The following is a 19,846-nucleotide window of genomic DNA, read 5'->3' as shown; positions in this document are numbered from 1 at the left end:
AAAACGGGGTGATTGACGAACGATGGCGGGCACCCTACCACAGGGGCGCGACACAAGCTGGCTTACTGCTCTGGCTCCGGCCGTTCCCGCTCCAGCGGCTGCTTGCAGCGACGACAGTGATAGCGGGCCTCGCCACGCACCACCTTGTTGTGGCGGCGAATAGAGAGCTGATGCTGCTGGCAGTGACAGTGATAGGGCACGGTGCGCTGGGCCAGTACCGCCAGATCGAAGCTGTGGGTGGTTCTGGGCTCAAGGCCGAACACTTCCCGCATCACCGACTGCCACTGGTGGCCGTGGGGCAAGACCCGGTTTTTGCCGCGACCTTCACCCCACAGGGCGTAAACCAGCAGATGGGCCACCTCGTGGGGCACCACCTCATCCAGAAACGCCTGCTGGTTGGCCTGATAGAGGGCGGGATTGAAGCGCAGCTCCCAGGTTTGCAGCCGCGCCGATCCTGCCGCCCGGCCCCGCATGTTGCAGTAGATCCGCGGGCGGGGGAAGGTGCGGCCAAGGCGCGCCTCGGCCTGCACAAAGCAGGCTTCTACGCGTTGTTGCAGCAGGGCGACAAGCTGGGCAGGAGTGGCAGACATCAACATCTCGTCAGATAGCGGATAAGCAAAAGGGGAGCCAGGCTCCCCTTTTATCACAACAGCGAGCCTTACAGGCCAGCGGCAGAACGCAGCAGCTCGGCCTTGTCGGTTTGCTCCCACGGGAACTCGTTGCGACCGAAGTGACCGTAGGCGGCGGTAGCCTGGTAGATCGGGCGCTTCAGATCCAGCATCTGGATCAGGCCATACGGGCGCAGTTCGAAGTGCTCGCGCACCAGCTTGACCAGCAGATCTTCGGCGACTTTGGCGGTACCGAAGGTTTCCACGCTGATGGAGGTCGGCTCGGCCACGCCGATGGCGTAGGAGATCTGGATTTCACAGCGATCGGCCAGACCGGCGGCAACGATGTTTTTGGCAACGTAGCGGGCGGCGTAGGCTGCAGAACGGTCAACCTTGGACGGATCCTTGCCGGAGAAGGCACCACCACCGTGACGGGCCATGCCGCCGTAGGTGTCGACGATGATCTTGCGACCGGTCAGACCGCAGTCACCCATCGGGCCGCCGATAACGAAACGGCCGGTCGGGTTGATGAAGTATTTGGTGTCCTTGTTGACCCACTCGGCCGGCAGCACCGGCTTGATGATCTCTTCGCGTACTGCTTCAACCAGATCTTTGTGGCTGATGGATTCAGCGTGCTGGGTAGACAGAACCACGGCATCGACACCGATGATCTTGCCTGCGTCGTCGTAGGCGAAGGTCAGCTGGCTCTTGGCATCCGGACGCAGCCACGGCAGGGTGCCATTTTTGCGCACTTCAGCCTGACGCTTCACCAGCAGGTGAGAGTAGGTGATGGGAGCGGGCATCAGCACGTCGGTTTCGTTGGTGGCGTAGCCGAACATCAGGCCCTGGTCGCCAGCGCCCTGCTCCAGCGGATCGCTGCGGTCAACGCCCTGGTTGATGTCCGGGGACTGCTTGCCGATGGCGTTCAGCACGGCGCAGGAGTCAGCATCGAAGCCCATGTCGGAGTGGGTGTAGCCGATTTCACGTACGGTATCACGCACGATCTCTTCGATATCAACCCAGGCAGAGGTGGTTACTTCGCCGGCCACCATGACCATGCCGGTCTTGACCAGGGTCTCGCAGGCAACGCGTGCCTTGGTATCTTGCTTGAGGATGGCGTCCAGTACCGCATCGGAGATCTGGTCCGCAATCTTGTCGGGATGGCCTTCGGAGACCGACTCGGAAGTAAACAGCTTTGCCATGATAAGAGTCTCAGCTTGTCTGGGTTATCGCCACAGCAATAACCGGATGAATAGGATGGTGTAGAGGTATCTACATCTGGACGTCTATTTTAATTAGCGCCCCCCCCGATTGCCAGCACTATTTTGTCGCGCAGTGTCCAATGGGTCACAAGCGGTGCTCTCCTATCCCGAAAGGGATGGAAATCAAACGTTTTTCTCTGGTTGCTTTGGTCAATAGAGGGCAAGAAAAGCGATTGTCCTCCCAAAGCCACTTTATTCATCCAGATAATATTTGCACGCCGCGCGCCCTGCTGGGACAATAACGCGCCTTAATCTTGGCCATCAAATGAAGCAATCGCAGGAGATTCAGATGCCTTCTCGTAAAGAGCTTGCCAATGCCATTCGTGCATTGAGTATGGATGCCGTTCAAAAAGCCAACTCCGGTCACCCGGGCGCCCCCATGGGAATGGCGGATATCGCCGAAGTGCTGTGGCGTAGCCACCTCAGACATAACCCGAACAACCCCAAGTGGGCCGACCGCGACCGTTTCATTCTCTCCAACGGCCACGGCTCCATGCTGCTGTACTCCCTGCTGCACCTCTCCGGTTATGACCTCTCCATCGACGATCTGAAAAACTTCCGCCAACTGCACTCTCGCACCCCGGGTCACCCGGAGTACGGCTATGCACCGGGCGTTGAAACCACCACTGGCCCGCTGGGTCAGGGCATCACCAACGCCGTTGGTATGGCGATCGCCGAAAAAGCCATGGCTGAGCAGTTCAACCAGCCGGGCCACGACATCGTTGACCACTACACCTACGCCTTTATGGGCGACGGCTGCCTGATGGAAGGTATCTCCCACGAAGCGTGCTCCCTGGCAGGTACCTTGCAACTGGGCAAACTGATCGCGTTCTGGGATGACAACGGTATCTCCATCGACGGTCACGTAGAAGGCTGGTTCACCGACGACACCGTCAAGCGTTTCGAAGCCTACGGCTGGCACGTAATCCCGGCTGTTGACGGTCACAGCCCGGAAGCCATCAATGCCGCCATCGAAGCCGCCAAGGCCGAGACCGGCAAGCCGACTCTGATCTGCTGCCGCACCATCATCGGTTACGGTTCTCCGAACAAATCCGGTTCTCACGACTGCCACGGCTCACCGCTGGGCAACGACGAGATCGCCGCGGCTCGCGCGTTCCTGAAGTGGGACCACGCCCCGTTCGTTATCCCGGCCGATATCGCTGCCGAGTGGAACGCTCAGGAGAAGGGTGCTGCACTGGAAGCCGACTGGGCTGCCAAGTTCGCCGCCTATGAAGCAGCTCACCCGACGCTGGCTGCCGAATTCAAGCGCCGTACCGCTGGCGAACTGCCGGCCAACTGGGCTGCTGAATCCGCCAAGATCATCGAAACCCTGCAAGCCAACCCGGCCAAGATCGCAACCCGTAAAGCGTCCCAGAACTCTCTGGAAGCGTTCGGCAAGCTGCTGCCGGAGTTCATGGGCGGCTCTGCCGACCTGGCTCCGTCCAACCTGACCATGTGGTCCGGCTCCAAGTCTCTGACCAACGACGATGCCTCCGGCAACTACATCCACTACGGTGTACGCGAGTTCGGCATGTCCGCCATCATGAACGGTATCGCCCTGCACGGTGGTTTCATCCCCTACGGCGCCACCTTCCTGATGTTCATGGAGTACGCCCGCAACGCCCTGCGCATGGCCGCCCTGATGAAGCAGCGCGCTATCTTCGTTTACACCCACGACTCCATCGGTCTGGGTGAAGATGGCCCGACTCACCAGCCGGTTGAGCAGATCGCCTCCCTGCGTCTGACTCCGAACATGAGCACTTGGCGTCCGTGTGACCAGGTTGAATCTGCCATCGCCTGGAAACACGCCATCGAGCGTACCGACGGCCCGACCTCTCTGATCTTCTCTCGTCAGAACCTGGCCCAGATGGATCGTACTGCCCAGCAGCTGGCCGACACCGCCAAGGGTGGCTACGTGCTGAAGGATTGCGCCGGTACTCCGGAGCTGATCCTGATCGCCACCGGTTCCGAAGTGGAACTGGCCGTTGCCGCCTATGAGCAGCTGACTGCCAAGGGCCGTGCCGTGCGCGTGGTCTCTCTGCCTTCTACCGACGTGTTCGACGCCCAGTCTGCCGAGTACAAAGAGTCCGTCCTGCCGTCCTCCGTCACCAAGCGTGTGGCCATCGAAGCCGGCATCGCTGACTACTGGTACAAGTACGTCGGTTTCGGCGGCAAGATCATCGGTATGACCACCTTCGGTGAGTCCGCACCGGCCGAGCTGTTGTTCAAGGAATTCGGCTTTACTGTGGAAAACGTGGTTGCGACCGCAGAGTCCCTGTAATAGCTGATTACTTGGAACTGAATTGAAAAGCGCCTCCCTATGGAGGCGTTTTTTGTTGAACAACCTTTGACTGAAGAAACTGTGAGTAGCAGGATGTGAATTATTATTTTTTAATATGGTTTACCGTTAAAAATAGGGAGCATCTCTTTGAGTAATCAATTAAAGCAAAGGGTTTCACGATATATCAGTAAATCATCAAATCTAGAATGGCCTGAAAATATAGTTGATTTTAATAATCATAGTTTCATTGTTAATGGAATAAAACCCCTTATCCAAGTTCAAGATGATATCGAATCAGCATTTGTTTGGTGTTGGTCAATAAAAGACCTGCTTATAGCTGAGTTAATAAATATAAACCCAAGTATTAGCAAAGAAATGCTTGAAAGTGAAATTAACAAGCATAGCTGTTTGACGTATTGTTCTGATATAGCAAATGGTCTAAAGCACGGTGGGCTTAGAAAAAGCCGGAGTGGGAAGTTTGCTCAGCTTTCAGTTGTACAAAGCATCTTGGTTAATTCTGAATTAGTCTCAGTTATTTATCGATTGGAGGGGAAATACTTTATTGTGCCTAAAGATAGAGATTGTGTGAAAATTAAAGCCTGTGTAAATGATGAAAATGGACAGTTTTTATTAGATGCATATAAGTGTCTTCATGAATCACTAATCGCATGGGATTATATATATAGTAGTTATAACCTCGTAGGTTCGATTAGCGAAGCGTAATCGGACGTTCGCGTTCTTTAGACGATGCCATAAAAATAATGCCTCACATGTTACATAAAAAGAGACCGGCTCTCAGCCGGTCTCTTTTTATTTATCGCACCCCTTACGCCTGCGGCGGGGTACTTTCCGCGTTGGATATCACCGCATCCACCTAGGCCTGCTCCACTATGGGCTTTATCAATCTGACGACAACGGCTCCATGGTTAATACCAGCTTGCCGATATGACGGCCTGAATCCAGCAAATGGTGGGCTGCGGCGGCCTCATGCAGCGGGAAGGTCTGGTAAACCTGCGGTTTGACCTCGCCACGTTCGATAAATGGCCAGACATGAGTTTGCAGTTGGGCAATAAGCTCGGCTTTTTCCTGCGGTGTCCGCGAGCGCAGGGTAGAGCCGATATGGGTCAGCCGCTTTTGCAGCATGGGAAACAGATCCAGATTGGGGGCGGCGCCCGCAATAATGCCGATCTGGACTATGCGGCCATTGATGGCGGCCGCCGCATAGTTGCGCGCGACATACTCCCCGCCAATGATATCGAGAATGATGTCGGCGCCATGGCCATCGGTGGCTGCATGCACTGCCTCGACAAAATCCTCCTCCTTGTAGAGCACGGCCACATCCGCGCCCAGCTTGATGCTGGCGGCCTGCTGCTCGGGTGAGCCGACCGTGGTGATGATTTTTGCGGCGCCAAATGCCTTGGCCAGCATGGTGGCGGTCGTGCCGATGCCGGAGGCACCGCCATGGATCAAGATAATGTCTCCCTTTTTAAACTGACCCCGTTCAAACATATTTGACCAGACCGTCATAAAGGTTTCCGGCAGTGCCGCGGCTTCGGCAAAGCTCAATCCGGGCGGCAGAGGCAGGACATTGCTCTGGTGGGCGACGCTGTACTCGGCATAGCCGCCACCCGAAATCAGTGCGGCGACCTTGTCGCCAACCTTGAGATGTTCCACCTGCTCCCCCTTGGCGACCACGACCCCGGCGACCTCCAGCCCGGGAATATCCGATGCTCCTGCCGGAGGCGGGTAGAGCCCTTTGCGCTGCATCACATCCGGCCCATTGATACCGGTTGCATAGTGCCGGATCAAAACCTCATCGGGCTTGGGCGCTGGTGTGGCGCGGGTGGTCAGTTGCAAGACATCGGGGCCACCGGGCTGGGTAATTTCTACCGCGCTCATGGTGGCGGGAATGGAATAGGCGTTATGCATCAGCGGCTCCTTGTAACGAGGTGATATGAGGTTCCCCGAGTGGGATGAGCACCAAGATAGTGGAGATTGCTGATGAATAAACGCAGTATTATCCCTCATCTGTAATGCAAAAATGCATTTCAACCGGGAGTCGTAATGAACTGGGATGATGCGAAAATTTTTCTGGCGTTGCATCGGGAGGGGAGCCTGAGGGGCGCCGCCCGTGTGGTCGGGGTCGATCAGGCCACCATTGGCAGGCGGATTGCCGCACTGGAGCATCGTCTGGCGGCCACGCTGTTTCTCCGCACATCCAAAGGGTATGTGCTGACTCATGTCGGAGAGATAGTGCTGGCCAGCGCCCAGCAGATGGAGCTGGCAGCCATTGATTTTGTGCGGGCGGCGCAAGGGGTCGACAACCGCCTGGTTGGGGAGGTCAGTGTGGCGACCACAGACACCCTGGGGATGGATTTTCTGATACCGGCCCTGACCGAGCTGCATCAGCGTTATCCCGATATCAGGATCATCCTCAATACCTCGACCCAGGTAGTCAATCTGTCCCTGCGGGAAGCGGATATCGCGATCCGGACGGTGAAGCCGGACAATCCCGACCTGATTATCCGCAAGCTGGCCTCTTGGCCGGTCGGGTTGTATGCCTCCGCCGACTATCTGGCTAGCCATGGCATTCCCGAAGCGGGCACCGGTTTTGCGGGCCATTCGCTGGTGGTGTATGAGCCCCACTGGCAGAGCGCTCGCTCGCCAATGATGCTCGAAGAGGCGGCCGAGGGGGCCACGGTCGCCGCGGGAGTCAATACCAGCCTGATGCTGCGTCAGGCCCTGTTGATGGGGCTGGGACTTGGCGAGGTAGCGGTTCCGCTTGCCGAGCAAGCCGGGTTGGTGCGGGTCTGGCCCGAGCGGCAGTTACAGCAATCCTACGATGTGTGGCTGGTGACCCATCAGGATGTGCAGCATGCCGCGCGGGTCAGGGCGGTCATGGATGCCATCGTCAGGGCATTTGCCGCGATGGCCTAAGTCTGGCGGGGATTCTGTTCAGGTTTTGTCGCAGCATGGTCACACCTCTTGCCATAGTCATGGCGGTTGAGGGAAAACCCTCATTTACTTGGTCTCTGACAGTCAATACTGTGAGACCGAGTCCACCACTACTGGAGCCTGACCCATGACCGATATGCTTGTTGACGATAAACAACCGACCCCGGATCCGGCAGAGCAGAATGCCTTCTTCCCATCGCCCTACTCCCTGAGCCAGTTCACCTCGCGCAAATCTGACCTTGCCGGGGCTGACTATCCCGCTCCCTATCGGGAGGGGCGCTGGAAGATCCTGCTGATCGGGGCCGATGAGCGTTATCTGCCCACCGACAACGGCACCCTGTTTTCCACCGGTAACCATCCGGTCGAAACCCTGCTGCCCATGTATCACCTCGACAAGGCGGGCTTTGCCTTTGATATGGCCACCCTCTCCGGCAATCCGGTCAAGTTCGAGTGGTGGGCCATGCCCGGCGAAGACGAAGAGGTGCTGGGACTCTATGCCAAATATCAGGCGCAGTTCCGCCAACCGGCCAAGCTGGCCGACTTGCTGAAAGATGCGCTGGCCGCCGACTCCGACTATATCGGCGTCTTTATTCCCGGCGGGCACGGCGCCCTGATGGGGCTGCCGCAGAGTGCCGAGGTGAAAGCGCTGCTGGAGTGGGCGATGGCCAACGATCGCTTCATCATCTCCCTCTGTCACGGGCCTGCTGCGCTGCTGGCGGTGGCCAATCCAGAGACCTTCGCGGGCTACAAGATCTGCGCTTTCCCCGATGAGCTGGATGCCCAGACCCCGGCAATTGGCTATATGCCTGGCCACCTTACCTGGAAGTTTGGCGAGAAACTCAAAGAGATTGGCTTTGAGATCGTCAACAACGGCATTTCGGGAGAGGTGTGCCGGGATCGCAATCTGCTGACCGGTGACAGCCCGCTGGCTGGTAATAACCTCGGCAAGCTGGCCGCCACCACCTTGCTGGAGGCGGTTGCCAAGCGATGAGGTTGTCGTCATCGCCAGCGAATGCATTGCAGGTCGCGGTGGCGCTGGAAGGGTGCCAGCGGCTGGAGGAGATCCAGCAACTGGTGCGCGCCTTTGCCACCCCGCTGGGGTATCACCGCTTTGCGCTCTTCTCCATCAGTGCCAGCGAGGAGGGGGTGGTCGAGCATCTCTACTGGCTGGAGGGGGAGTGGCTGGAGAGCGGCGAGGCGGTCGACCTGCATGCCTATATGCGCGAGTGCCCGATGGCGATGCATATCAGGGAGCGAGACCAGCCCTTCTTCTGGAGCAAAACGGTTGGCGCTGCTGGCGAGCAGTACCGTATCGTTCGCCAGCCTGAGGGGCCGGGCCGACATGGCTTGCAGGTTCCCGTCTATGGGCCGTTGGGACTGGAAGGGGCGATGAGCTTTGGTGGCGATCAGATCGATGCCAGCGCTCCCGCTCGGGTTGGCCTTGCGCTGATCGCGGCGGCGGCTTTTCATGCAGCTCGTCGCCTGATGGAGATGCCTGTAGCGGGTCACGAGCGTGGCCTCACTGGGCGCGAGCGCGAAGTGCTGGAGTGGGTCTCCCGGGGTTGGCGCCATGCCGATATCGCCACCACCCTGAAGCTTTCGGTGCGCACGGTCGAGAACCATCTGCGCAGTGCCCGCCGTCGGCTGGGGGTGGCCACTACCGCAGAGGCGGTCAGAGTGGCGATCAGGAACCGCGATATCGAGGGCTGAGGGGCCATCCCTTTGTCTGGCATGTAAAAATAGACCGGCCATCAGCCGGTCTCTTTTTTATTTCCCGCAACATTACACCTGCGGCGGGGTGCTTTCCGCATTGGACATTACCGCATCAATTTGTACCAGGGCGCCAGCGGGTAGTTCGCTGACTCCGAATACGGTGCGGGCAGGCAGGTAGCCCGGGAAGTATTTGGTGTAGACGGCGTTGACCGCATCCAGATCCGCGATATTGCCGAGCTGGATATTGACCTTGACGATATCGTCCATCACATGGCTGATGCTCTCCACAATCGCTTTGATATTGCTCAGGCACTGGGCGGTCTGCTCCTTGATGCAGCCAGCCAGGATCTTGCCGGTGGCGGGGTCTATCGGCAGTTGGGCAGAGAGATGGTTGTAGTGGGAGAAGGCGACGGTCTGGCAATGGAGCGGGCTGCGCGGTGCCTTGTCGGTATTGCGCGGGCGGATCACCAGATTGTGTCTGTCTTCCACCAGTTGCGGCGGGGTGCCGTCACCGTGGGAGATGACCGCATCCATCTGCACTAGCGCCCCCATGGGCAGGGCGGCGGCACTGACCACAGAGCGGGCAGGCAGATAGGCCACGGCGCGGGCGATGGCGGAGTCGGGGAAGAAGGTGGTGTAGACCTCGTTGACGGCTTCCAGATCGGCCAGATCGGTCAGATAGACGGTGACCTTGACGATATCGTCAAACGGCACGTCGATACTCTCCAGCACCGCCTTGATATTGCGCAGGCACTGGCCCGCCTGCTCCTTGATGCCACCGGCGACCAGCTGGCCCGAGGCCGCATCGACCGGCAGCTGGGCGCCGATATTGTTGTAGTGGGAGAAGGCCACTGTGTGGGTGGAGAGCGGATTGTGTGGCACCTTGTCGCTATTGCGGGCGAGTTTCACCAGCGGGCAAGGATCTTGTGGGAAGGTACCTTCGTCGTTGGAGATGATGGCATCGATCTGCACCAGCGCGCCCAGCGGCAGAGCGGCGACGGCAAGGGTGGTGCGGGTCGGCAGATAGCCCGGGAAGAATTCGCGATAGACAGCGTTGACCGCCTCCAGATCGGCCATCTCTTTCAGGAAGATGGTCGCTTTGACCATATCGTCCATCACATGGCCGATGTTCTCGATGATTGCCTTGAGGTTGCTCAGGCACTGTCTTGCCTGCGCGGTGACATCACCGCTCACCATCTTGCCGGTGGCGGGATCGACCGGCAGCTGGGCGGAGATATTGTTGTAATGAGAAAACGCCACCGTTTGGGTGCAGGGGCCCAGATCCTGGGGTGCATGGGGGGTATTTCTTGCTGACTTGATGATGGTGCCACTCATAGATATGCCTCTTTTTAATATTTGTTGTTCATTCAGGTACAGGTTTACCCCATCTTGTTGTGCGTCACGGCCACTGCGCCAGCGACGGCATCCCCGGTTATTATTTGTGATCCACTCAATTACTGAGAGGAATAAGGGAGAAGAGGACAGGGTAGATATTTCAGACGCTGCGATTCTATGAGTGGCTATCAGGGGTTGCAAACCGCTGATTGCATTTCTATGAGATGGCTCAATGGGTGCAAATTTAATCATATTGCTATTCAATTCACCCGAAATAGGAGCCAATTTGTGCGCAAATGGTGCCAAACCGGCGGACAGCCTTGCCCTGACTGGGTTTGCTCTCCCCCTCTTCGGGATATTGGCGTGTAAATAAAGGGTTAATATTATGCGCCGATGTGCAAATAATGCATATTATGGTGCATGGATATCTGTTTTCAGCTCTTTTAAGGGGCTATGAAAATTCCCGTGAATATGCATATCTACCTTATTAAAGATACCTCTGGAATATAATTCACGGCTTTTGCATTCCTCTCTGTTAATGATAATTTCGGCATACTCGATGACGCCTTGCTGGCAGCCGAGATCTGTTATTAACGCCATAAAATTCTATGCCATGAATTTGCACGGCGGATCTGCCCCGGCTGCACAGGAGTGAGGATCATGGCGTTGGCGTTGGCGTTGGCGTGACGGTGTGCGGGAGCTGTGGTGCTGGATGAGAGGTGGCGTTGGATGAGGGGCGGTGGTGGCAATACGCGTCTCTTCACGCCGGTTGCATCCCCCGATGGGTGGGGTTGCCCCGCGTCATAGGTTTTTCCACTTTTTGCGGCTTTGTCTGATCTCCCTCTTATCTGTGGCTGGTTGTGATGATTGGGATGGTTTTCAGGGCTCGGGAACAGTTCAGATGATTTCGCAGGAATAAAGCTCAATATGCTGTTTTTAAAGGGAAATGCGTCAAAAAATGGATTTATCGACCGCTTCCTATGGTTTCTTGATGAAACTGTTAATTAGTGGCGTGATTGCGAGTCAGGTCGCTTTTTTCAATCGCTATTAATCGTATGATTAATAAGGTGGTCAAGGAGCCCTGACGGAGAGCATCGATGCACCGGCAGGCCATTGCCCAGGATTGGCAAGCGAGATCGCGTCGCGATCATCATTACCTGACTGTGGAGGATTTATGCTGGGTTTCGTTCTGGGCGATATGTATTGTCAAACATCTGGGCAGCGGTTATCTCCTCGCCTGGGAAAGAGCTTTCCCATTCCTGCCGATTATCGACTGCGCGGCCGGGTATCCGCCGCCATCATGACCATCGAGAGCCTGCTCGATACCCCTTATCCGCAAAAGCAGTTTCGTGATCTGGTCTTTGGCGCCTTTATCGAGCGCCAGCGTCGGTTGTTTGGTGAATATGTGATTGTGGCCCGCATGGAAGGGGAGGAGGGGCTGGAGCTGTCGATCGACCTCTCGTTTGTCAGCACCGCCGTACCTGTGGGCCTCTTGGCCATATCTGAAGAGCTGGCCCTCGCCACGGCGCCGCGTCCCAAGAAGAGTCATCCCCACTACGAGGCGCTGTGCAAGGCGATCGACTGCATGGTGATGCTGATGTTTTATGGCAAGGTGATCCGCCAGCGGAATACGGTGTTGGAAAATATCGGCTATCAGTTTGGCTATCAGCCCGCGGCGACCCTGACGGCGCGCGTTGGCAAGGGTGGGGAGGATGATTACGACGCCTTCATGGTCAATATCATGACCTGTATTGCTCACTCCAATTCGCTCAAGGAGGCGCTGGAGAATGCCAGCCGGATGGGTATTCAGGAGCCCGCTTTCTTCTGCATCGTCGGGGCGATTGCCAGCACCCTGTGGGGCGTGCCCAGACTGTGGGCGTATCAGGCTTCACAGCTGATCCATCGCTCCCACCATCACTACATCCAGAATCTGCTTCGCTGTGAAACCCGTGCCGGGCGGCGCCATATCAATCTGGAGCCGCCAAAGCCCCCGCTGTTTGCACCGATCCGGCAACAGGTTGTGCGTCTGTTCAAGGGGGCACACTGATCCGCAGCCCCTTGTCATCACTCAGGCAGGATAAAGCGCCCCCAGCACAGCCGGACGGCTGGCGCCGGTGACGGCGGGCAGGTTACCCGGCTTGCGGTGGACAAAGCACATGGCCAGCCAGGCAAAGGCAGCGCCTTCCACCCAGTCGGGGGCAAGGCCCAGCTCGGCAGTGCTGGCGATGCGCCATGCAGGCAGCAGGCTGGCCAGCTCCTTCAGCAAGGGGGCGTTATGGGCGCCGCCGCCGCAGACAAACAGCTCGGCTTTCGGCTGGCTGGCACCGACTGACTCGGGCCGGGCGGGCAATTGGCTGGCGATGCTGTGGCAGGTGAGCGCCTGCAGGGTGCGCTGCACATCCACGGGGGCGTATGAAGTGCCTGCCAGCTCCCCATCGAGCCAATCGAGGGTAAACATCTCCCGTCCGGTGCTCTTGGGGGCGGGGGCTGCGAAATAGGGGTGAGCCAGCAGTTTCTCCAGCAGGGCCGGGATGGGCTTGCCACTGGCGGCCCATTTGCCACCGGCGTCATAGCTGCCGCCGTGGGGCTGATGGCGGCGATACCAGCCATCGAGCAGGGTGTTGGCCGGGCCGGTATCAAAACCATATACCCCGCCCGGATTGCCCGGCAGCACCGAGATATTGGCGATGCCGCCGAGGTTCAGTACCACTCGCAGGGCGCCGGGTTTGGCAAACAGCGCCTGATGGAAGGCGGGCACCAGCGGCGCCCCCTGACCGCCGAGGGCCATATCCATGGTGCGAAAATCGGCGATAACGTCGATGCCGGTTAGCGCCGCCAGCAGGGCGGCATTGCCGATCTGCAGGGTAAAGCCAAGCTGGGGACGGTGGCGGATGGTTTGGCCGTGACTGCCGATGGCGCGAATATCTTTGGGCTCAAGCCGCGCCTTGGCCAGCAGCGCGTGGGTGGCGGCGGCAAACTCTCGCGCCACCAGATTATCGGCCGCACCCATGCGGTCGATTTCGTTGTCGCCCGGGGGGCAGAGGGCATGCAGCGTGCATGCGGTCTCTTGCGGCCAGGGGTGACAAAGCGCCGCTTCGACCCGCAGTTCATCCCCGGCGATCATCACCAGCACGGCATCAATGCCGTCCATGCTGGTTCCCGACATCAGACCGATATAGCGCTCAGCCATGGTGTCTCCTTACATTGCTGTTCGAAAATACGGTGTGCAGAGAGGGTGAAGAGGGGAACGGCTTTCATCCCATGCCACATGGCGTGATCTTTGACATCAGACCGATATAACGCTCAACCATGTTGCATCCTCAATGCGGACCGGAAAAAGAGTGAGAGAGACAGGATAGATAAGCCCTTGCTTCCGTGCCACATGCCGCTCCCGGTGTTCCATCTCATCTTATGTCCGAAAGTGGACTCGTTTCAATCTGATTGGCTGGCGCGGGTTCAATAAAAGGGGCTGGCAGGGCCTTCACCCTGCCAGCCCTGATGGCTTAGTTGCCGCGGCTATCCCGCTTGTTCTGGGCCAGCTGCAGCTCGGGGCTGTCGAGCTTGGCCAGTTGCGGCATCGCCAGCTTTTTGAAGTTGGCCAGCTCGCGTCCGCTCAGGGTCTCTGCCTGCGGCAGGGTGAGGGTGCGCGGGTTCTTGTGAATGCCGCCCACCACGAACTCGTAGTGCAGGTGCGGGCCGGTGACGCGGCCGGTGCCACCCAGAGTGCCGATGGTCTGGCCCTGCTTAACCCGCTGCCCCTTGTTGACGGTGCGCTTGGAGAGGTGCAGGTACTTGGTCACATAGTTGCCAGCATGCTTGATAAAGACGTAGTTGCCGTTGAACTGGTTGTAACCGGCGGCCACCACGCTGCCTGAGCCCGCCGCCATGATGGGGGTGCCCACCGGCGCCACATAGTCGATGCCGTTGTGGGGGCGGATCTTGCCGGTCACCGGATGGAGGCGGCGCGGGTTGAAGTTGGAGCTGATGTATTTGAAGTTGACCGGCGCACGCAGGAAGCTCTTGCGCATCGCCTTCCCTTCCGGGGTGTAGTAGTTGCCATCTTCATTGAGCACGGCGCGGTAGGCGGTGCCCTGGTTGACGAACTCCGCCGCCAGAATATCGCCGGAGGCGACCCGCTCGTCGTCGCGGAACTTGTCTTCATAGACCACCCGGAAGCTGTCCCCCGGCTGCAAGTCCTGGGCAAAGTCGATGTCCCAGCCGAAGATGGCGGCCAAGTCCATGATCTGATCTTCGGTCATCCCTGCATCCACCGCGGCGCCCCAGAAGCTGGAGCGGATCTCGCCCTTGCTCACCTGTTCGCGGGTGTCGAGGGCGATTTTGACGTTGCGGGCGACAAAGGTCTCCTCCTTGCGGCTCACCTTGAGCGCCTGCTCCAGACTGTGGGGGTAATAGAGGCTATGCAGCTCGCCGTTCTCGGTGAGCTTGAAGGTGAGCTCCTGCCCCGGTTGCAGCATCCGCAGGGGATCGCTGCCCTCGAGCTGGTCGATCAGGTGCAGATCCGTGGTGCTCAGGCCAATGCGCTGGAAGATGACTCCCATGTTGTCGCCACGGCGTACCTTCACCTGCTTGGTGATATAGCGCGGCTTGGGCGGGGTAACGGGCTGGGCGGCTTCGGCAGTCAGCTCGTCGTTCAGCGCGTTGTCGTTAGTCGGTTCCCGCAGGGCAATCTCGTTGCCGTTTTCATCGACCCGTGTTGCCACAGCCTGTTCGCTTGGCCAGGCAGCCAGCATCATGATCATGATGCTCAAGATCAGCACCATCTTGCGGTGCCAGTGGGGGAGTGCGTTGAAGGCGTGCCAAATAACCATGAGAAGCAGATGAAGTCGGGCAGAATGGACGGATTTTACAGCCTTTCCAATTGGCCCGCCATTCCAGTAATATGTTTGGCCCTGTGGAATCGTGATGGAGAGTCAAAAAATGTCCCAGCTCGAGGTGGCGCTAGCCGAGATCAAGCGCGGAGCGGAAGAAATTCTGGTTGAAGAAGAACTTGTCGCCAAGTTGAAGGAAGGGCGCCCGCTGCGCATCAAGTTGGGCATGGACCCGACCGCCCCCGACATTCACCTGGGTCATACCGTGATCCTCAACAAGCTGAAGACCTTCCAGGATCTGGGCCATGAAGTGATCCTGCTGATCGGTGACTTCACTGCCATGGTGGGTGACCCCTCCGGCAAGAACGCCACCCGTCCGCCGCTCTCCGAAGAGGCCATCAAGCATAATGCCCTCACCTATGCGGAGCAGGCGTTCAAGATCCTCGACCCGGCCAAGACCCGCATCGAGTACAACTCGACCTGGCTGAGCGAGCTGGGTGCGACCGGCATGATCAAGCTGGCGGCCAAGCAGACCGTGGCCCGCATGATGGAGCGCGACGACTTCAAAAAGCGCTACACCAGCGGCCAATCCATCGCGATTCACGAATTCCTCTATCCGCTGCTGCAAGGCTATGACTCGGTCGCGCTGAAGGCGGACGTCGAGCTGGGTGGTACCGACCAGAAGTTCAACCTGCTGATGGGCCGCGAGCTGCAAAAAGATGCCGGCATGGCGACCCAGTGCGTGCTGATGATGCCGCTGCTGGTGGGTCTGGATGGCGTCAAGAAGATGTCCAAGTCCGCAGGCAACTACATCGGCGTCCACGACGCTCCGGGCGAGATGTTCGGCAAGATCATGTCCATCACCGACGATCTGATGTGGAACTACTACGAGCTGCTCTCCTTCCGTCCGCTGGCTGAAATCGAAGAGTTCAAGGCAGGTATCGCTGCCGGTACTCTCAATCCGCGCGACGTGAAGATCTGGCTGGCCAAAGAGATCATCGCCCGTTATCACGACGAAGCGGCGGCTGAAGCGGCCCACGAAGATTTCACCCAGCGCTTCTCCAAGAACGCCATCCCGGACGAGATGCCGGAAATCGAGCTGGCTCTGGAAGGCGAAGGTCTGGCCATTGCCAACCTGCTGAAAGAGGCCGATCTGGTGGCCACCACCTCCGAAGCGCTGCGGATGATCAAGCAGGGCGCGGTCAAGGTGGATGGCGAGAAGCTGGAAGATGGCAAGGCACTCATCGGTGCCGGTACCGCCGTCTATCAGGTCGGCAAGCGCAAGTTTGCCCGCGTGACTGTCAAATAAGCAGTCGCATCAGGCAAGCTGGCCATCAAACCTGTTCAAGCTTGTTCAACAGGGCCTCCTTCGGGAGGCCTTGTCGTATCTGGGCGGCACGGATCTGGGCGATAAAGTGCCGCAGCACGGCACTACCTGGATGCGGCCGTGTCGCCAGACTGATACTGGTCATCATGCCGTTGCCCTCAATGGGGTGATAACTGACCCCGAGCGGGCGCAGCGCCGCCACCGAGCTGGGCACCAGAGTCACGCCAAAGCCCGCCTGCACCATGCCGACGGTGGAGATCACTTGCGGACATTCAGGCCCCAGTATCGGCTCGAAGCCCGCCTCTCGGCAGAGACCCACGATGCCGTCATAGAGCCCGGGCCCGATGGCGTGGGGAAACAGAATAAAACTCTCGTCCTTCAGGCAGGCCAGTGGCAAGGGGCCCGGCTTGGCCTTGGGGTGGCTGGTCGGCAGGGCGATCAGCAGCGGCTCCTGCTCGATAAGGTGGTGGGCAAATCCCTCGCTACCGCGGCAGGGGAGCCGCAAGATGGCGGCGTCCAGCCGATCGTTGCGCAGCGCCTCCACCAGTGCCGGCATGGTGCCCTCCTGCGGGCTGAGGGCTACCTCGGGGTAGCGCTCCCGATAGTCGTGCAACAGGGTTAGCACCGCAGGGTGGAGCACGGTGGACCCGGCGAAGCCGATCCGCAGTGCCCCCTGCTCGCCCCGGGCAATCCGCTTTACCTTCAGTTTTGCCGCATCGGCCAGCGCCAGGATCTGCGCCGCATCCCGATAGAGGCTCTCGCCCGCCTCGGTCAGCTCGACACTGCGGGTCAAACGGCGCAGCAGCGGGGTGCCCAGGGTCTCCTCCAGCTTGCGGATCTGCTGGCTCAGCGGCGGCTGGGCCATGTTGAGTGATTCGGCTGCGCGGGTGAAATTCTGCTTTTCAACAACGGCCATGAAGTAGCGGAGCGTACGAAGTTCCATATCGATTGAGTCTCAAAGTCATGGGATCAGCGTATTGGTGTTGAAATGTGAACCAAGTCACCATTGGATCCGAACGCTAACAGGATTCACGGTGGAGGTGAAACCCGAATGGAACATATTGCAACATCTGACAGTGCCGGGTGCAGCTGTGCCCTCGAAGTGAGCCAGCAGTTTTCCCGCTGGCGCAGGCAGCATGACGGTGGCGAGATCTACCAGAGTTCCCTGATGAGCGCCCTGCTGGCGGGGGTCTATGAAGGGGAGACCACCATGAGCGAGCTGCTGCGCCACGGCGACTTTGGCCTCGGCACCTTCAATCACCTCGATGGTGAGCTGATCGCCTTCGAGCGCCAGATCCACCAGTTGCGCTCCGATGGCTCGGCCCGGCCCGCCCGCGCCGATCAGAAGACCCCCTTTGCGGTGATGACCCATTTTCGCCCCTGTCTGGAGCGTCGCTTCGACCATCCCCTCAGCCGTGACGAGATCCACCAGTGGGTGGATCGGCTGGTGGGATCCGACAACGTCTTCGTCGCCCTGCGCCTCGACGGCCAGTTTGAAACGGCCAAGGTACGAACCGTGCCGCGTCAGGAGCCCCCCTATCGCCCCATGCTGGAAGCTATCGAACAGCAGCCGCTGTTCCGCTTTGCCGCGGTGGCGGGAACTCTGGTGGGCTTTCGCTGCCCGCCGTTCGTGCAGGGAGTTAATGTAGCGGGCTTTCACGAGCACATGATCACCGCCGATCGCAAGGGGGGCGGCCATCTGCTCGACTACACCATGGCCCACGGCACCCTGCGACTTTCTGTGGTGCGTCACCTCAATCTGGCCCTGCCATCGGATCCCGCTTTCCGGCAGGCCGACCTCAACCCCGCCGATCTCGATCGCGCCATTCAGGCTGCCGAAGGCTGATAGACAAGGAGCAATATCATGGAAAACAGACAGTGGAAGTGCGGTGCCGAGCTGGTGGTTCGTCATCTGGAGGCGCAAGGGGTCAAGCAGGTGTTCGGGATCCCGGGTGCCAAGATTGACCGGGTGTTCGATGCGCTGGAGGACTCCCCCATCGAGACCATAGTGGTGCGCCACGAGGCGAACGCCGCCTTTATGGCGGCCGCCGTGGGGCGCCTCACCGGCAAGGCGGGGGTGGCGCTGGTCACCTCGGGCCCCGGTTGCTCCAACCTTATTACCGGGCTGGCGACCGCCACCTCGGAGGGGGACCCCATGGTGGCGCTGGGCGGTGCGGTGCGCCGTGCCGACGGCCTCAAGCTCACTCATCAGAGCATGGATACGGTCAACCTCTGCCGCCCGGTCACCAAGTTCAGCGCTCAGGTCAACAGCGGGGCGGCGATCTCGGAAGTGATGGCCAACGCTTTTCGCGCCGCCGAGCTGGGACGGCCGGGGGCGGCGTTTGTCAGCCTGCCGATGGACATCATCAACAAGCCGGTGCAGGGCAATGTGCTGGTGCCTCGGGAAGTGCCGGAGCCGGGCTGCGCCGACGAACAGAATATGGAGCAGGCATTGACCCTGCTGCGCAACGCCCAGAATCCGGTGGTGCTGCTCGGCCTGATGGCGAGCCGGCCGGAAAATGCCGAGGCAGTGCGCGCCTTCCTCGACAAGGCGCGGCTGCCGGTGACCGGTACCTATCAGGCTGCCGGGGTGGTGGACAGCTGCCACTTCGATGATTTTGCCGGACGGGTGGGGCTCTTTAACAACCAGCCGGGGGATCAGCTGCTGGCAGGGGCCGATCTGGTGATCTGCATCGGCTACAGCCCCATCGAGTACGACCCCGTGCTGTGGAATGGCGACAGGGAGCGGCGCATCCTCCATATCGACGTGCTACCTGCCGATATCGACAGCAGCTACTGCCCGACCGCCGAGCTGGTGGGGTCGATCCGCGCCAACCTGTTGCAGCTGACCCGCATCATGGGCAATCCGAAAATCCGTCCTCCCGAGGTGGATCGGCTGCTGCAAGGGGTTCGCCAGCAGCGGTTGCGACTGGCGATGCGGGCCGACGATCTGCACGGCAATCCGGTTCACCCCTTGCGTATCGTGCGCGAGCTGCAGGATCTGGTGCGCGACGACATGACCCTCTGCGTCGACATGGGCAGCTTCCATATCTGGATTGCCCGCTACCTCTACAGCTTCCGTGCCCGTCAGGTGTTGATCTCCAACGGCCAGCAGACCATGGGGGTCGCCCTGCCGTGGGCCATCGGCGCGGCGCTGGTGCGGCCGGGAGAGAAGGTGATCTCGGTATCGGGGGATGGCAGCTTCATGCAGTCGAGCATGGAGCTGGAGACGGCGGTGCGGCTCAAGAGCAATATCGTTCACATCATCTGGGTCGATAACGGCTACAACATGGTCGCGATGCAGGAGCAGCAGAAATATTGCCGCACCTCCGGCGTCTCTTTTGGCCCCATCGACTTCAAACGCTATGCCGAATCGTTCGGGGCGGCAGGTTTTGCGGTGCGTTCGGCCGACGAGCTGCGTGCCACCCTGCGGGCCGCGCTGGCGGTGGAGGGGCCTGCGGTGGTGGCGATCCCGGTGGATTACTCCGACAACCCGGGGCTGATGGCCCAGCTCAGGCCAGAAGTATTGGCATAAG

Annotated in this window: 16 protein-coding genes; 9 read left to right on the top strand and 7 right to left on the bottom strand. The window is 59.4% G+C overall.

Going from position 1 to position 19,846, the window contains the following annotated elements; translation table 11 throughout:
• Positions 1-62 precede the first annotated feature (62 nt).
• Positions 63-590, bottom strand: coding sequence for a SprT family zinc-dependent metalloprotease (locus AB5Y71_RS18925; RefSeq protein ID WP_368172224.1), 528 nt, complete (start codon positions 588-590; stop codon positions 63-65).
• A gap of 68 nt (positions 591-658) precedes the next feature.
• Positions 659-1,810, bottom strand: coding sequence for a methionine adenosyltransferase (metK, locus tag AB5Y71_RS18920; protein ID WP_033116068.1), 1,152 nt, complete (start codon positions 1,808-1,810; stop codon positions 659-661).
• 349 nt (positions 1,811-2,159) lie between these two features.
• On the opposite strand from metK, the gene tkt reads away from it, so the two are divergent.
• A complete protein-coding gene (tkt, locus tag AB5Y71_RS18915) occupies positions 2,160-4,151 on the top strand; it encodes a transketolase (RefSeq protein WP_005338517.1) in 1,992 nt (663 codons plus the stop codon).
• Positions 4,152-4,298: 147 nt separating this feature from the next.
• Positions 4,299-4,874 (top strand): hypothetical protein, encoded by a 576-nt coding sequence (locus AB5Y71_RS18910; RefSeq protein WP_368172223.1) that lies wholly within the window; start codon positions 4,299-4,301, stop codon positions 4,872-4,874.
• 177 nt (positions 4,875-5,051) lie between these two features.
• Here AB5Y71_RS18910 and AB5Y71_RS18905 read toward each other — a convergent pair whose 3' ends face one another.
• The gene (locus AB5Y71_RS18905; RefSeq protein ID WP_368172222.1) at positions 5,052-6,080 is read right to left on the bottom strand and encodes an NAD(P)H-quinone oxidoreductase; all 1,029 of its coding nucleotides are present in this window, start codon (positions 6,078-6,080) and stop codon (positions 5,052-5,054) included.
• A gap of 135 nt (positions 6,081-6,215) precedes the next feature.
• Between AB5Y71_RS18905 and AB5Y71_RS18900 the strand changes: the two genes are divergently transcribed.
• The 3 genes from AB5Y71_RS18900 to AB5Y71_RS18890 all read left to right on the top strand — a co-directional run bounded on the left by AB5Y71_RS18900 (position 6,216) and on the right by AB5Y71_RS18890 (position 8,816).
• Entirely contained in the window at positions 6,216-7,088 is an 873-nt protein-coding gene (locus AB5Y71_RS18900; protein WP_368172221.1) for a LysR family transcriptional regulator, read from the top strand.
• A gap of 145 nt (positions 7,089-7,233) precedes the next feature.
• Positions 7,234-8,097 (top strand): glyoxalase III HchA, encoded by an 864-nt coding sequence (gene hchA, locus AB5Y71_RS18895; RefSeq protein WP_151286718.1) that lies wholly within the window; start codon positions 7,234-7,236, stop codon positions 8,095-8,097.
• On the top strand, positions 8,094-8,816 hold the full coding sequence (locus AB5Y71_RS18890; protein ID WP_081042825.1) for a PA1136 family autoinducer-binding transcriptional regulator: 723 nt from the start codon (positions 8,094-8,096) through the stop codon (positions 8,814-8,816). Before hchA ends, AB5Y71_RS18890 begins: the two co-directional genes overlap by 4 nt.
• A gap of 72 nt (positions 8,817-8,888) precedes the next feature.
• On the opposite strand, the gene AB5Y71_RS18885 is transcribed toward AB5Y71_RS18890, so the two are convergent.
• Complete coding sequence (locus AB5Y71_RS18885) at positions 8,889-10,154, bottom strand: RidA family protein (RefSeq protein WP_368172220.1); 1,266 nt, start codon at positions 10,152-10,154, stop codon at positions 8,889-8,891.
• A 1,174-nt stretch (positions 10,155-11,328) separates the two neighbouring features.
• Between AB5Y71_RS18885 and AB5Y71_RS18880 the strand changes: the two genes are divergently transcribed.
• Positions 11,329-12,201 (top strand): hypothetical protein, encoded by an 873-nt coding sequence (locus tag AB5Y71_RS18880; RefSeq protein ID WP_368172219.1) that lies wholly within the window; start codon positions 11,329-11,331, stop codon positions 12,199-12,201.
• Positions 12,202-12,222: 21 nt separating this feature from the next.
• Here AB5Y71_RS18880 and AB5Y71_RS18875 read toward each other — a convergent pair whose 3' ends face one another.
• A complete protein-coding gene (locus tag AB5Y71_RS18875; RefSeq protein WP_368172218.1) occupies positions 12,223-13,344 on the bottom strand; it encodes an anhydro-N-acetylmuramic acid kinase in 1,122 nt (373 codons plus the stop codon).
• A gap of 313 nt (positions 13,345-13,657) precedes the next feature.
• Positions 13,658-14,983 carry a peptidoglycan DD-metalloendopeptidase family protein gene (locus tag AB5Y71_RS18870; protein WP_368172217.1) on the bottom strand — a complete coding sequence of 442 codons (1,326 nt, stop codon included), beginning with the start codon at positions 14,981-14,983 and terminating at the stop codon, positions 13,658-13,660.
• Between the two features lie 109 nt (positions 14,984-15,092).
• Here AB5Y71_RS18870 and tyrS point away from each other — a divergent pair, with 109 nt between their 5' ends.
• Positions 15,093-16,292, top strand: coding sequence for a tyrosine--tRNA ligase (tyrS, locus tag AB5Y71_RS18865; protein ID WP_236347329.1), 1,200 nt, complete (start codon positions 15,093-15,095; stop codon positions 16,290-16,292).
• A 25-nt stretch (positions 16,293-16,317) separates the two neighbouring features.
• On the opposite strand, the gene AB5Y71_RS18860 is transcribed toward tyrS, so the two are convergent.
• Positions 16,318-17,253 (bottom strand): LysR family transcriptional regulator, encoded by a 936-nt coding sequence (locus AB5Y71_RS18860; protein ID WP_368172216.1) that lies wholly within the window; start codon positions 17,251-17,253, stop codon positions 16,318-16,320.
• A 108-nt stretch (positions 17,254-17,361) separates the two neighbouring features.
• Here AB5Y71_RS18860 and budA point away from each other — a divergent pair, with 108 nt between their 5' ends.
• Both budA and alsS read left to right on the top strand, forming a co-directional pair.
• The gene (budA, locus tag AB5Y71_RS18855) at positions 17,362-18,156 is read left to right on the top strand and encodes an acetolactate decarboxylase (protein WP_005338506.1); all 795 of its coding nucleotides are present in this window, start codon (positions 17,362-17,364) and stop codon (positions 18,154-18,156) included.
• Positions 18,157-18,174: 18 nt separating this feature from the next.
• Positions 18,175-19,845 carry an acetolactate synthase AlsS gene (gene alsS, locus AB5Y71_RS18850; RefSeq protein ID WP_005338504.1) on the top strand — a complete coding sequence of 557 codons (1,671 nt, stop codon included), beginning with the start codon at positions 18,175-18,177 and terminating at the stop codon, positions 19,843-19,845.
• Position 19,846 lies beyond the last annotated feature (1 nt).

The sequence above is a fragment of the Aeromonas sp. R9-2 genome (assembly GCF_040908025.1).
GTDB classification, from domain to species: domain Bacteria; phylum Pseudomonadota; class Gammaproteobacteria; order Enterobacterales; family Aeromonadaceae; genus Aeromonas; species Aeromonas veronii.
Note: the sequence above shows the minus strand (reverse complement) of the source record. Positions and strands in the feature narration are given on the sequence as shown.